This is a genomic window from Enterococcus sp. AAFC-DPL-6103, assembly GCF_058216595.1.
This window is the reverse complement of record NZ_CM177102.1, coordinates 2,341,858-2,355,888: the sequence shown is the minus strand read 5'-3', so window position 1 is coordinate 2,355,888 and position 14,031 is coordinate 2,341,858. Positions and strand designations below refer to the sequence as shown.

The 14,031-nt window shown below is 37.3% G+C and carries 10 protein-coding genes and 1 other annotated feature; of the genes, 7 read left to right on the top strand and 3 right to left on the bottom strand.

Features of this window, described 5'->3' with window-relative positions; all coding sequences use genetic code 11:
- Positions 1-39: 39 nt before the first annotated feature.
- Positions 40-987, bottom strand: coding sequence for an aldo/keto reductase (locus AC4BC3_RS11170; RefSeq protein WP_490466521.1), 948 nt, complete (start codon positions 985-987; stop codon positions 40-42).
- Positions 988-1,133: 146 nt separating this feature from the next.
- Positions 1,134-1,344, top strand: a binding site (T-box leader).
- A gap of 58 nt (positions 1,345-1,402) precedes the next feature.
- Between AC4BC3_RS11170 and hisS the strand changes: the two genes are divergently transcribed.
- From hisS to AC4BC3_RS11150, 4 genes are all read left to right on the top strand, one after another.
- Positions 1,403-2,701, top strand: coding sequence for a histidine--tRNA ligase (gene hisS / locus AC4BC3_RS11165; protein WP_206910291.1), 1,299 nt, complete (start codon positions 1,403-1,405; stop codon positions 2,699-2,701).
- A gap of 15 nt (positions 2,702-2,716) precedes the next feature.
- Positions 2,717-4,486: an aspartate--tRNA ligase gene (aspS, locus tag AC4BC3_RS11160; RefSeq protein ID WP_490466520.1), complete on the top strand. Its 1,770-nt coding sequence runs from the start codon at positions 2,717-2,719 to the stop codon at positions 4,484-4,486.
- A gap of 125 nt (positions 4,487-4,611) precedes the next feature.
- On the top strand, positions 4,612-5,487 hold the full coding sequence (locus AC4BC3_RS11155; protein ID WP_206897679.1) for a YitT family protein: 876 nt from the start codon (positions 4,612-4,614) through the stop codon (positions 5,485-5,487).
- Between the two features lie 299 nt (positions 5,488-5,786).
- Positions 5,787-7,766, top strand: a complete 1,980-nt coding sequence (locus AC4BC3_RS11150; RefSeq protein ID WP_490466519.1) for an acyltransferase family protein — start codon at positions 5,787-5,789, stop codon at positions 7,764-7,766.
- Positions 7,767-7,824: 58 nt separating this feature from the next.
- Here the strand turns inward: AC4BC3_RS11150 and AC4BC3_RS11145 are convergent, their stop codons facing one another.
- The gene (locus AC4BC3_RS11145; protein WP_206910286.1) at positions 7,825-8,121 is read right to left on the bottom strand and encodes a GIY-YIG nuclease family protein; all 297 of its coding nucleotides are present in this window, start codon (positions 8,119-8,121) and stop codon (positions 7,825-7,827) included.
- Positions 8,111-8,845, bottom strand: a complete 735-nt coding sequence (locus AC4BC3_RS11140; protein ID WP_206910285.1) for a tRNA1(Val) (adenine(37)-N6)-methyltransferase — start codon at positions 8,843-8,845, stop codon at positions 8,111-8,113. The genes AC4BC3_RS11145 and AC4BC3_RS11140 overlap by 11 nt, the downstream gene beginning before the upstream one ends.
- A gap of 132 nt (positions 8,846-8,977) precedes the next feature.
- Here AC4BC3_RS11140 and AC4BC3_RS11135 point away from each other — a divergent pair, with 132 nt between their 5' ends.
- The 3 genes from AC4BC3_RS11135 to AC4BC3_RS11125 all read left to right on the top strand — a co-directional run bounded on the left by AC4BC3_RS11135 (position 8,978) and on the right by AC4BC3_RS11125 (position 14,025).
- Positions 8,978-9,595: a lysophospholipid acyltransferase family protein gene (locus AC4BC3_RS11135; RefSeq protein WP_067483031.1), complete on the top strand. Its 618-nt coding sequence runs from the start codon at positions 8,978-8,980 to the stop codon at positions 9,593-9,595.
- A gap of 152 nt (positions 9,596-9,747) precedes the next feature.
- On the top strand, positions 9,748-10,866 hold the full coding sequence (locus AC4BC3_RS11130) for an exonuclease SbcCD subunit D (protein ID WP_490466518.1): 1,119 nt from the start codon (positions 9,748-9,750) through the stop codon (positions 10,864-10,866).
- A gap of 6 nt (positions 10,867-10,872) precedes the next feature.
- Complete coding sequence (locus AC4BC3_RS11125) at positions 10,873-14,025, top strand: AAA family ATPase (protein ID WP_490466517.1); 3,153 nt, start codon at positions 10,873-10,875, stop codon at positions 14,023-14,025.
- The last annotated feature ends 6 nt before the right edge of the window (positions 14,026-14,031 follow it).

The window sequence follows — 14,031 nt, the reverse complement described above, 5'->3', positions numbered from 1 at the left end:
AAATCTACGGCTTAGTCGAACAAGAACTTCTATTTTTGATTAAAATTCTGCAAATAGCTGATCGATTAGTTGGTAATCGGCATTTGTTAAATGGATATCTAAAGCCTGAGCATTACTTGAGACTTGTTCAGGTTTTTTTGCACCAGGAATTACGACAGAGACAGCTGGATTTTTCATATACCATGCTAATACTAATTGAGCAATGTTTGTTTGATAGTTCGCTGCGAGTGGACGAAGTTGCTCAACAGTATGAATAATTTTTTCAAAACGTTCACCTTGAAAATTTGGCTGCTTTAATCGAAGATCACCTTTAGAAAATGAAAGTGGTTGTCCAAGCTGATATTTCCCAGTCAAAAGACCTGAAGCTAGTGGAAAATAAGGGACAAAACTAATCTTATGTTGTTTGATGTAAGGAAAAAGTTCTGTCTCCGCCTTTCGTTGGATCAAGCTGTAATGGTCTTCAACGATATCTACGTATCCTTCTTGGTTAGCTTCTTTTAATTGGGCTAAAGAAAAATTTGAAACACCGATTGCTCGTATTTTTCCAGCTTCTTTTAATTGATGCAAAGTAGCTATTGCTTCGTTTTTTGGCGTTTTTTCGTCTGGAAAATGAATATAAAAAATATCAATATAATCTGTTTGTAGTCTTTTTAGAGCATCTTCAACAGCTTGAGTCAAAAATTCAGGTGTATTATTAAATTTTCCAGAATTGTTTGGGTCATGAGCTGCTTTAGTTGCAATGACGATACGTGAACGGTCATATTCTTTTTCTTTCAAGACTTCACCAATCAATTCTTCTGAGCGACCAAAACCATAGGCGTAAGCCGTATCAAGAAGATTGATGCCATTATCAAGTGCTGTTCGAATGATTTGTTTCCCCACTTCGTCCTCTAAATGAGGGAATAAATTGTGTCCACCAACAGCATTTGTTCCTAAGCCAAGTTGTTCTGCATATACTTGAGAATGTCCGATTCTTACTTCTGCCATGTTGAATTCCTCCTTTGTTTCAGTTTAAAACAAACTGAAGAAATGCAAAAATAAATTGTCTTTTGAAAAATGAAAGAGGCTTGTTTAACTTTTAGGGCAAATATTCTTGACTTTGTGAAGTGTTTTTAGTAAGTTGTAGATAATATAAAAAATCACTGAAAGAGCGAGTAAGTAACCTATACTTTTTAGATAGAGAGAATCATCGAGGCTGAAAATGATTCAAGAGTTGGTTACCGAAAAGACACTCTGGAGATGGACGCGTGCAAAGCCGTCCCGTGTACGAGCGTTATTCGTGAGAGGAAAGAGCAATCTTTCAAAATTAGGTGGTACCGTGTATGACTTTCATTCGCCCTTGTTCATTGTGAACAGGGGTGAATTTTTTTTTCACTTAGTTACATAAAAAGGAGAGAGATGTATGAACTTTCAACGACCAAAAGGAACGAATGATATTTTGCCAGGTGAATCAGAAAAATGGCAATTTATTGAAGAAACAGCACGTTTATTATTTAGAGACTATCAATACAATGAAATTCGCACGCCGATTTTTGAACATTATGAAGTTATCTCACGCAGTGTAGGAGACACGACTGATATCGTTTCAAAAGAAATGTATGATTTTTATGACAAAGGTGACCGTCACGTAACTTTACGTCCAGAAGGAACGGCTCCAATTGTTCGCTCATTTGTAGAACACAAATTATTCGGACCAGAGTTTGCTAAACCTTATAAAACTTTTTACATGGGGCCAATGTTCCGTTATGAACGTCCGCAAAAAGGTCGTTTGCGTCAATTCCATCAAATTGGTGTTGAGGCATTTGGTTCTGATAACCCAGCAACAGACGTTGAAAGTATGGCAATGGCGTTAGACTTTTTCAAACAGTTAGGCATCACACAAATTCGTTTGGTCATCAATTCTCTAGGTGATCAAGAAACACGACAGGCTTATCGTCAAGCATTGATTGACTATTTAGAACCAGTTGAAAATGAATTAAGTGAAGACTCAAAACGACGGTTACATCAAAATCCTTTGCGTGTCCTTGACAGTAAAGATAAACGAGACCAAAAATTTGTTGCAGATGCACCTTCGATTTTGGATTACTTAAGTGAATCAGCTAAGAACCATTTTGAAACTGTGACAGCTATGTTAGATGCATTAGAAATCCCTTATGAAATTGATAGCAATATGGTTCGTGGTCTGGATTACTATACACATACTATCTTTGAAATTATGAGTGATGCTCCAAAAATGGGTGCTCAAGCAACAATTTGTGCTGGTGGTCGCTATGATCGATTAGTAGAAGAGCTTGGTGGACCAGAAACACCAGCATTCGGTTTCGCAATGGGCATCGAACGTATCTTGTTAACCATGGAAGCAGAAGAAGTAGTTATTCCAGCCTTAAATGAATTAGATGCTTACGTGGTTGGAATTGGTGAAGTCACAAATCTTGAAGCATTAAAAGTAGTCCAAGCGATTCGTAACTTTGGCTTTTCTGCGGATCGTGATGTCATGAATCGTAAAGCAAAAGCCCAGTTCAAAACAGCTGACAAAGCAAATGCCAAATTAGTGCTAGTACTTGGAGAAGATGAACTAAAGAACCAGACAATTAATGTGAAGTCAATGGCAGATCGTAAAGAAAAAAGCTTTTCATTACAAGAAATCTATCAACGCTTTGATGAAGTGTACGATGAAATGACAACGACATTATTTGAGTAAGAAGGAGAGAGAAAGATGGCAAAAAGGACAATTTATTGTGGGTTTGTTTCCCAGGAACAATTAGATCAAACAATTACACTTAAGGGTTGGGTACAAAAACGTCGTGATTTAGGTGGATTGATTTTCATTGACTTACGTGACCGTGAAGGAATTGTGCAAGTAGTCTTCAACCCAGAAATTTCGAAAGAAGCTTGGGAAGTAGCAGATAAATGCCGAAGTGAATATGTAATTGAAGTAACTGGTGTGATCAAACGTCGTGCTGAGAATGCAATCAATACGAAAATGGCAACGGGTGAAGTCGAAATGATTGCCAATGAAATGACAATTTTAAACCAAGCAAAAACACCCCCTTTCTCGATTGAAGATGATCAAACAATCAGTGATGAAGTTCGTTTGAAATATCGCTATTTAGATTTGCGCCGTCCGAAAATGACAAAAAATATTAAAATGCGTCACGAAACAACTAAAGCCATTCGTCACTATTTGGATGATAATGATTTCCTAGACATTGAAACACCTTACTTAGGTAAATCAACACCCGAAGGCGCACGTGATTATTTAGTTCCTTCTCGTGTCCATGCAGGTCATTTCTACGCGTTGCCTCAGTCACCACAATTATTTAAACAATTATTGATGAATGCAGGATTTGATCGTTATTATCAGATCGTACGTTGTTTCAGAGATGAAGACCTACGTGGCGATCGTCAACCGGAATTTACCCAAGTTGATATTGAAACAACTTTTTTAACTTCTGAAGAAATTCAAACCTATACAGAAGGTTTAATTGCGAAAGTCATGAAAGATGTTCGTGGATTAGATGTAACATTGCCATTCCCAAGAATGACTTATGATGATGCAATGAGTCGCTACGGCAGTGACAAACCTGATACACGTTTTGAAATGGAACTGATCGATTTAAGTGAAACGGTGAAATCCATCGAGTTTAAAGTATTCCAAATGGCTTTAGAAAATGGTGGAGTAGTTAAAGCTTTGAATGTAAAAGGTGCTGCTGGCAATTATTCTCGAAAAGATTTAGATCATTTAGGTCAATATGTTGGTCAATTTGGAGCAAAAGGACTTGCATGGCTGAAAGTGGAAGAAGAAGGTTTGAAAGGACCAATCGCAAAATTCATGAGTGAAGCTGGCGAAGAAATCATTCAAGCAACAGATGCCCAAGTTGGTGATTTATTGTTATTCTGTGCAGACAAAGCAGAAGTTGTCGCAGCATCATTAGGTGCTCTTCGTACGCGTTTGGCAAAAGAGCTAGGATTGATTGATGAAGAAAAATTCAATTTCTTATGGGTAACTGATTGGCCACAATTTGAATATTCAGAAGAAGAAGGTCGCTATGTTTCTGCACATCATCCATTTACGATGCCAAAAGCCAAAGATGTTGAGTTGTTGGGTACAGATCCAGCGAAAGTCTATGCGGAAGCTTACGATATCGTTTTAAACGGTTATGAACTTGGTGGGGGTTCAATTCGTATCCATACGCGTGAGTTACAAGAAAAAGTTCTTGAAACACTTGGCTTCACGAAAGAACAAATGGAAGAACAATTTGGCTTCTTATTAACTGCATTGGACTATGGTTTCCCTCCACATGGCGGAATTGCTTTAGGCTTAGATCGTTTTGCTATGCTACTTGCAGGTGAAGAAAATATCCGCGAAGTGATTGCTTTCCCTAAAAACGGAAAAGCTGCTGATGTCATGAGTGAAGCACCAAGTTTAGTTTCGCCATTCCAGTTAGCAGAATTGAGTATTGATGTTACAGAGATTGAAGAATAAAATGAGTTAAAAAAGAAATGTTTCTGAGAGGATGGTAAAAGTCTTAAGCTTTTGCCATCTCCTCTTTTTTTTTATACGAAAAAACCTTATAATAGAGCCATAATTATGTAAAGCGAGGCTTTTTCATGAAAAAAACGTTCGAAAATTGGGCCTATCACGATTATACGACCAAGCTTTCGGTATCTATTGTTTATGCGTTAATTGCGTCAATTGCGTTAAATCTTTTTTATCAACCAGGTCATATTTATTCAAGTGGTATTACTGGTCTGGCACAAATTTTAACCACCTTATCCAAATCACTGATTGGTTTTGAAGTACCTGTATCAACAACTCTTTACCTATTGAATGTTCCGTTGTTTTTCTTAGCTTGGTTTAAAATCGGTAAGAAATTTACAATTTTCACGTTTATTACGGTCACGTTGACCTCGCTATTCATCCACATCGTTCCCGAAACAGTGTTATCAACTGATCCAATCATCTGTGCATTATTTGGTGGAGCAGTGATGGGGGCGGGGATAGGTTTAGTACTTAGAAATGGTTTATCTTCGGGCGGACTAGATATCGTCAGTATTACGATACGAAAGAAAACAGGGAAATCAATTGGATCTATTTCGATTTATTTCAATGCGTTGATTGTTTTTGTTGCAGGAATCTTGTTTGGTTGGCAATACATGTTTTATAGCACGTTGTCGATTTTTGTTAGCGGAAAAGTGACAGATGTTTTTTACACGAAACAGAAGAAAATGCAGGTTATGATTGTCACAAAACACCCTGAAAAAGTCGTGAATGAAATTCAAAAATGTATGCGTCGAGGGATCACGATCATCAATGAAGCAGAAGGTGCATACAAACATGATAAGCAAACAGTTTTGATGACGATTGTGACTCGTTATGAACTCCCGCTATTAAGAGAGGCAATGAAAGCCTCTGATCCGGACGCTTTCGTAAGTATTGCAGAAAATGTTCAAATTTTAGGCCGTTTCTATGAAGATGGCGTTTAAAGAGAAAATAAAAAAGAATCGGATAGGATAAAACGATTGTTCGTTTTATCCTGTTTTTTTTACCCGTTTATTCGTGACCACAAAAAATAAATTGTTTCATCAAATCTTAGTTTGAAGCAAAAAGGAGGTAATGCGCTATTTCTTTTGAAAATTTCTTAAAGTCGATGAAATCATTGTTCTTTTGCCAAATTTTGTGGGATGATAGAAAAGATAGTAAGAAGTTTAAATAAGTCTTGCTATTTTCTTATAATGCACGTATATTACAAATGAAAAAAGTTTATGAAAAGTTGGAAGATTGAATGGAAAAACAAAAAAGATTGAAAAAGAGTCGCTATATCACAGGCTTTGATGGTATTCGTTCTTTAGCCGTAATGGGTGTTATTCTCTATCATTTGTTACCAAGAACAATGACAGGTGGTTATTTGGGCGTACCGATATTTTTTGTGGTATCTGGTTATTTGATTACCGATTTATTGCGACAAGAATGGGAACAAAATGGAAAAATAAATATTTGGCAGTTTTATGTTCGAAGGATGAAGCGGCTTTACCCGGGCTTAGTCTTTTTATTAGTTACTGCTTCAGCGTATATTACTTTGTTTCAGCGAGGTTTGTTAAATAACTTGCGAGGGACTGTTATCAGCAGTTTACTCTATGTGAACAATTGGTGGCAGATCAATAATGGATTATCTTATTTTGATCGGTTTGCCAATGAGTCACCATTCACACACATCTGGTCTTTGGCAGTTGAAGGACAAAATTATCTATTTTGGCCAATTATATTTGTTTTACTGATGACTTTAGTCCGAAAGAAAAAATGGATTTTTTACACTGTGCTGGGAATGTCAGGAATTTCAGCTATTTTGATGATGATTTTGTATTCGCCTGGCGCAGATCCAACTCGTGTTTATTATGGGACAGATACACGACTATTTTCAATTTGGCTTGGTTGTGCGTTGGCTTTTGTTTGGCCAAGTACACGTTTGAAAAAAGAGATTCCTAAACAAGCGAAGAAGACATTGAATATTGCAGGGTTGATTTCGTTTGTCTCATTGGTTGCGGCTTTCTTTTTCTTTAATGACCATATGGATTTTGTTTACTACGGTGGGATGTTGTTAGTTAGCTTGTTGTGTGTTGTATTAGTTGCTGTGACAGCTCATCCTGGTGCAAGTTGGAATAAATGGCTAACTAATCCGGTCTTTACTTGGATTGGGAAAAGAAGTTACGGCATTTATCTCTATCAATTTCCTGTAATGATTTTTTATGAGGCGAAGGTTTCTAATATTGGGGATCACGTTTTCATGCACACCATAATTGAAGTAACTTTGATCCTGCTGATTAGTGAATTATCTTACCGCTATATCGAACGACCGTTGGCACGTTTTGATTATGGAAAAACATTTTCAGTTGTTAAGGGGTGGTTCCAAAAACCCATTCTCAGTCTTGAAAAGCCATGGCTGATTCCCGGATTATTAGTTTTCATGATCGCATTAGTTGGTTTTGCGATTGCACCAAAGAATGCTGTGACAGCGGATCAAAAACAATTACAAGAAAAAATTGCAGCAAACAAAAAATTAGCAGAAAAAAGTAAAGAAGAAGATGGCAAAGCTTCTGGAGCATTGGATCAGAGTATTTTGGATAAATACGATTTGACCAAAGCACAAGGGAAGAAAGCACAAAAACTAGAACTTACAGCTTTTGGGGATTCAGTCATGCTTGATGCAGCTACGGACTTAAAAGAAATTTATCCTAAAGTAGTTGTGGATGGCGATGTCGGGCGTCAACTTTATACGAGTGAACCTTATCTTGAAGAACTGAAAAAACAAAAACTCTTGAAAGATACTGTGTTGGTTGGACTGGGAACTAACGGTGCATTTTCAGAAACGCAATTTGATAGTGTAATGGATGCGATAGGCGATCGCAAAGTTTACTGGGTGAATGTTCGAGTACCAACTAAACGCTGGCAAAATGATGTAAATGATATGCTAGCTCAAATGGCGAAAAAATATGATAACATGACTCTAATTGATTGGTACGACTATAGCAAAGACCATAACGAATGGTTCTACGATGATCAAGTTCATCCAAACCCTGAAGGAATGATCCATTATGCACACTTTGTTAGCCAAGCATTATTAGGTGGCAAAAGTACAGATAGTGAGTCAACAAAAGATTCAGAAGTAACTGATGAGGCAACGAGTCAAGGCAGTGAAACCTTAAGTAACGGTGCAGCTTCTTCCTCAACCTCAAGCACATCAGAAGAGCTAGATACAGAACAATAAAAAAAGAATTGAGATGAAGATTCATCTCAATTCTTTTTTTGTCCTAAAAGGAACAAGGTTAAGTTTTGTGTGTTAGATCTTTGGGAAGAATAACCGAAAGATGCGTAGTTAAATAAAGTTCTTTTTGCTTTCGAGTTAATTTTTTAAAGGCTGCTTCTGCTTTGGTTGCTTCGCTTCTAGTTTCAAAACATTCTGCGTGAATCATTTGTAGCGGCCGACGTTTACGTAAGCGAGTGTACTTAGCTCCTGTGCCGTTATTGTGTTCGGCAAGTCTCCTTTCAAGATTGGTTGTATATCCGCCATAAAAAGTATTGTCTTTACAAGCGAGTACGTAAAAGTAATGCTTAGTCTCCATAAAGCATACCACGTAATTCTGGAGTATATTGGCCTTCTTCATCATAAGTGATAAGTGGTGAAGAAACCTTGAAACCATCTAATTTTCCTTCTTTTATGCCTTCGACTAATAAAATATTCGCATCTTTTCCAACTTTTGGATAGACAAAACGGATCCGTTTTGGAATGATCTGATGTTCACGCATGACATCCAAAATTTCTAAAAAACGTTCAGGACGATGTACCATTGCAAAACGGCCATTTGTTTTTAAGAGTTTGCTGGAGATTTGAATAACATCGTTGAGTGTTGTATAAATCTCATGCCTAGCAATGGCTAAGTGTTCATTGGGATTTTTTTTGTTCGTAGGTAGCCCTTTGAAATAAGGTGGGTTACAGACAACGAGATCACAAGAATTATGACGAACAACTGCTAAACTATTTTTTAAATCAGTCGTGTGAACAGTGATTTGGTCTTCTAAATGGTTAAGCACAACGCTTCGTTTCGCCATATCGGCTAAACGAGGCTGTAGTTCGATCGAATCAATTTGTGCATTGGTTTTTTTACTTAAAAATAAGCCGACCGCACCGTTTCCAGCGCATAGGTCAACGATTTGTCCTCTTTTTGGCACACGCGCAAAATTTGCGAGTAAAACAGCATCAAGTGAAAAAGAAAAAACTTGCGCACTTTGGATAATTTTAATATCTTCTGCGTATAATTGGTCAATTCGTTCGTCTTCGTGAAGCATGGGTTTCCCTCCAAAGTGAATAAAATAATCGTTTGTATTATACTATGTTTGTCAAAAAGAACCAAGTTTGCTTGCCAAGGAAGATTTTTTTAGGCATACTATCTATGTTCAGCAAAGAGAAAGGAAGAGTCTATGTTTTATCGTTTTATGCGCGGGGTTGTTCGAGTTGTCTTAGCAATAGTCAACGGCAATGCCCACTATGAAAATAAAGAATTATTGCCTAAAGATGAGAATTACATATTAGTTGCGCCCCATCGTACTTGGTGGGACCCATTGTATCTAGCAGTTGGAGCAGCACCAAAGAAATTTAGCTTTATGGCAAAAGAAGAGTTGTTCAAAAATTCAATTTTACGATTTATTTTGACACATGCGAATGCTTTTCCTGTCAAACGTGATAAGCCAGGGCCAAGTGCAATCAAAACGCCTGTAAAAATCTTGAAATCAACAGACTTAGGACTAATCATGTTTCCAAGTGGCACGCGCCATGCGACAGAGTTAAAAGGTGGAATGGCACTGATTGCTAAAATGGCAAAAGTGAAAATCGTTCCAGCTGTATATCAAGGACCATTAACACTTGGCGATTTGTTCAAGCGAAAACGTGTAACGGTTCGCTTCGGAGAACCCATCGACTTATCTGACATTAAAAAGATGGATAAGGAAGGTTTGGAAGAAGTTGAGCGGCGAACACAAGGTGCGTTTGATCAATTAGACAAAGAAGTAAATCCTGATTTTAAATATGAAATAAAATAAGTAGGGAGCTGCGAGAAAATCAATTTTGATTTTTTCGTAGCTTTTTGTTTGTTCTCTGTTTTTTTATAGATATAGGAGATGTGAAACATTTCTGTTATGACCTTCTGGGAAGTGTTATAATCATTAGAAGGACATTTTTTTGAGGTGAGTATATGCGTTTCTTGCACACGGCCGATTGGCATATTGGTAAAAAATTACAAGGCTATGATTTACTTGAGGAACAAAAGCAAGTTATTTCAGATATTTTGAAGGTAGCAAAAGAAGAACAAGTGGATGCAATCATTATTGCAGGCGATTTATATGATCGAAGCGTGCCATCGACGGAAGCAGTGCAATTGTTTAATCAATTGATGATTGATTGGAATTTAGAAGAAAAATTTCCAATTTTCGCAATTTCTGGCAATCACGATAGTAGTATTCGATTGTCGACAGGGACACCTTGGTTTAGCCAATCTAATTTTTTCTTACGCACTCAGTTTGCTGAAGCGTTTCAACCAATTACATTTGGTGATACACAATTCTTTTTGTTACCTTACTTTGAACCAATTGCCGCTCGTTTATATTTTGAAGACGATGAAATTCGTACAATTCAACAAGCGATGGCTTTAGTCGTCGAAAAAATGCAGACGCTATTTGAACCAAATAAAAAACACGTATTAGTAAGTCACTTTTTTGTAACGGGAAGCTCAAAGTCTGACTCAGAAACAAAAATTGAAGTTGGCGGGTTAGATGCAGTATCTGGCGACTTATTGAGTGATTTTGACTATGTGGCATTGGGCCATTTGCATAACCAAGCGGCTTTGCACCAAGCAAATGCACGCTATAGCGGCTCGCCATTGAAGTTTTCTTTATCAGAAATCAATCAAAAAAAGGGTGTTTGGATTGTTGATTTAAATGATAAGCTACAATTGACGTTTCATGAGCTGACACCCCTACATGATATCCAAGAATTACAAGCCAATTTTAAAGAACTCTTGAGTCCAACATTTTATCAAACTGTTAATCGAGAAAATTACACACAAATCTACTTGATGGATCGAACGATCATTCCTAATATGATGAATCAGTTGCGGAAAATCTATCCAAGAATCTTAGGTGTGGAGCGAGTAAATGGTCGTTTAGAAACAATAACAAAAAAACAAACAGTAGAAATGAAGGATCCAAAATCAATGGCGATGCATTTCTTTAAAGAAATAACAAATGAACCACTGACCAATGATCAAGAAAAGTGGCTCACAGAAACTCTACAAGAACTCATGGAAATGGAATGATCAGTGATGAAACCACAAAAATTACGATTAAAAAACTTTGGTCCCTTTATTGATGAAATCATTGATTTTTCACTTTTGACTGAAGCACCTCTATTTTTGATTAGCGGGAAAACAGGTGCAGGCAAGACGACAATCTTTGATGGGATGACTTATGCTTTGTTTGGAGAAACCTCAGGGAGACTACGCTCGGGAAAAGAGATGCGTTCGTTATTTGCGACACCGGCGGAAGAAACCAGTGTCACTTTTTCGTTTGAACATCAAAAACTTACTTATGAAGTCACGCGTAAACCTGAGCAGATATTGGCTAAGCTAAAAGGTGACGGGAATCGTAAGCAAGCAGCGAAAGTTTCCTTGACGATTTTCGATGAATCAGGAAAAGAAGCACGTCAATTAACGAAACGCGGGGAAGTCGATGAACTGATTAAAGAACTCTTACACTTAGATGCTAAGCAATTTTCACAAATCGTATTACTGCCGCAAGGGGAATTCCGTAATTTCTTGATTTCATCTAGTAGTGAAAAGGAAGTGGTGCTCCGTAATTTATTTGGTACGCAGATTTTCCAACAGTTCAATGAAATTTTAAAAGAAAAAGCTAAAAAGCAACAAAAAAAACTTGATTACTTAGAACAGGAATTGTTGCTTTTGCAAAAACGCTTTGTTTCTTTAGAAGCACGAGACTTTTCTGAACTGAGCTTTGAAGAAGTGATGCAGTGTTGGACAAAAGAACAACAAGTGTTAGCAGAGAAAATCCAACTCGTTCAACAACAATTGAAAAAAGAACAAGATGCTCAAGAAAAGCTAGAAAAAGAGTATTATCAAATTCAATCTGTACAAAGACAAAGAGCAGAGAAGCAAACGTTACTTGAAAAACTAGAAAACTTGCTTGAAATGCAAGATGAAATAACAGAAAAGCAACAATGGATTTGTTATTATGAGTTTGGGCAACGTTTGATTGACCCAGTATCACATAACAAAGAGTATGAAAATGAACGACAATCACTTCTTGAAGAGGAGGCAAAGCAGCGCCTTTTGTTGAACGAGCTGCAAGAAAAATTTACGCAGTGGAAAGAAAAAGAAAAAGAACGACAAAACTTGCAAGAAGCAGTTGATCGGTTAAATGATGACTATCAAGAAAAGAAAACACTGCTTCCTCGTGTCAAAGAATACAAGGAGCAAGACGAGTCACTTCAAGTGATCACTGCGGAATTAACTGACGGTACGCAAAAGTTGGCAGACTTGCAAGAGCAACAAAGCGTATTAAATAAACGTCAACAAGAAATAACACACCTCCTAACAACACAAGAAGAATTAGCAAAAGAACAACTGACATTTGCAAACTTACAGCAACAAAAAAGAGAGTGGGAAAGTGCACAACAAGAAACACAAAAACTTGACCAACAAAAAATGCAGAGTCAGCAGCAATTAGTTCAGTTAACTAGTGAAGTCGAAGAAATTCAAGAAGAACGAACAAGACATCAAGAAAAGATTGCTCGGCTTAAAAGTCAGTGGGCAAAACAACAAATTGCTCGACTACAATTATTGCTTTTGCCAGGGGAACCTTGTCCAGTCTGTGGTTCTGTCGAGCATCCACTAGAAAATATCAGTCATGAAGCACCTGAGAAACAAACTGTGAAGCAACTGGAAAAAGAATTAGCAGATGCGGAAGCACATGCAGAATCGTTAAACCTACTTCTTGGTCAAAAAGAAGCATACTTAGCTAAGCTTGAACAACAATTAGTAAAAGAAGAAAAAGAATTAGCTAACTCACTGATAAAAGAAGCAAACTGCAAACAAACATTGAATGAATCATTACAAGACTTTCCTTTGATTGAGGATTCATCAAAAATAACAGTTACCAATGAAAAAGTTTCAGGTTTGTTTAGTGAGATTGAGCAAAAAATAATTCAAGAAGAGCAATTATTAGGAGAAGCAAAGACGGAGCAAGGAGCCTTGCAAGCAAAACTTGAAAAAAATCGCCAAGCGGTCGAAGAACAACAAGAGATTCAGACGGAATTATTGGCGAAACATCAGCATAGCAGCGGACAATTGGAAACATTAAAGCAGCAATTAGCGACAGTTGACATCGATACACTGGAAGAAACCGTACAACAGCTGGCTCAACAAATAGAAGAGCAAAGTGAACAATTAGCTCAAGAAAAAGTAGCTGGAGAAAAAATCGATCAATCCATTGCGCTAACGCAAGCACAACTCAGCCAACTAATGGAACAATTAGAAAAATTAGTTGCCAAACAAATGAAAACACAAACAAAAATTCAAGGTTTGTTAGCTGAACAAGAGTATTTTGACTCAGCAGATGCAGGAGTAGCTTTTGCCCAGCAACAAGTTGAATATGAGGAGTACAAAACAATTGTTACGACATATCAAGAAGAACAATTGATTACTAAGGCGAAACTGGCTCAACTAGAATCTGTGGATTTGTCAGCTGAAATGCCAGAGGATGCACATTTAGCTGAACAGATTGCACAAGGGAAACAATTGATTGAAGAACAACAAACAGCACTCTATAAAATTCAAGAACAACAAGAAAACAATCAAGCCATTGTGACAGAATTTTTAGCACTTTATCAAACAAGTCAAGAGCAATTGGATGAGTTGGCACAGTTACAACAACTTTCACAAACAATTAACGGTGAAAATGTGAAAAAAATCAGTTTAGAAAGATATGTCCTTCAAGTGTATTTACAAGAAGTGCTCCAAGTAGCTAACAACCATTTACAACGTCTAACGAAAAATCGGTATCAGTTTGAGTTAGCAGATTCAGTTGGGAGCTATCGTGGAAAAACTGGATTGGAAATCAATGTGTATGATGACGAAGCAGGTATGACACGAAGTGCACATACCTTGTCTGGGGGAGAAAGTTTCATTGCTGCCCTCTCGTTAGCGTTAGCATTGGCAGAAGTTATTCAGGCACAGTCAGGCGGAATTACTGTTGAAGCACTATTTATTGATGAAGGGTTTGGTTCTCTAGATGAAGAAGCTCTAGAGATGGCAATGGAAGCTTTAGAAACAATTGAAAGTGAAGGAAGGATGATAGGAATCATCAGTCACGTAAGAGAGTTAAAAGAACGAGTGTTACAACAAATAAGAATCGATGCAAAAGGTAGTGGACAAAGTACCGTTCGCTATCATCTTGGATAAAAGGAG

Coding starts and splice junctions, on each gene's coding strand:
- AC4BC3_RS11170 (WP_490466521.1), bottom strand. CDS start 987: ATGGCAGAAGTAAGAATCGGACATTCTCAAGTATATGCAGAACAACTT.
- hisS (WP_206910291.1), top strand. CDS start 1,403: ATGAACTTTCAACGACCAAAAGGAACGAATGATATTTTGCCAGGTGAA.
- aspS (WP_490466520.1), top strand. CDS start 2,717: ATGGCAAAAAGGACAATTTATTGTGGGTTTGTTTCCCAGGAACAATTA.
- AC4BC3_RS11155 (WP_206897679.1), top strand. CDS start 4,612: ATGAAAAAAACGTTCGAAAATTGGGCCTATCACGATTATACGACCAAG.
- AC4BC3_RS11150 (WP_490466519.1), top strand. CDS start 5,787: ATGGAAAAACAAAAAAGATTGAAAAAGAGTCGCTATATCACAGGCTTT.
- AC4BC3_RS11145 (WP_206910286.1), bottom strand. CDS start 8,121: ATGGAGACTAAGCATTACTTTTACGTACTCGCTTGTAAAGACAATACT.
- AC4BC3_RS11140 (WP_206910285.1), bottom strand. CDS start 8,845: ATGCTTCACGAAGACGAACGAATTGACCAATTATACGCAGAAGATATT.
- AC4BC3_RS11135 (WP_067483031.1), top strand. CDS start 8,978: ATGTTTTATCGTTTTATGCGCGGGGTTGTTCGAGTTGTCTTAGCAATA.
- AC4BC3_RS11130 (WP_490466518.1), top strand. CDS start 9,748: ATGCGTTTCTTGCACACGGCCGATTGGCATATTGGTAAAAAATTACAA.
- AC4BC3_RS11125 (WP_490466517.1), top strand. CDS start 10,873: ATGAAACCACAAAAATTACGATTAAAAAACTTTGGTCCCTTTATTGAT.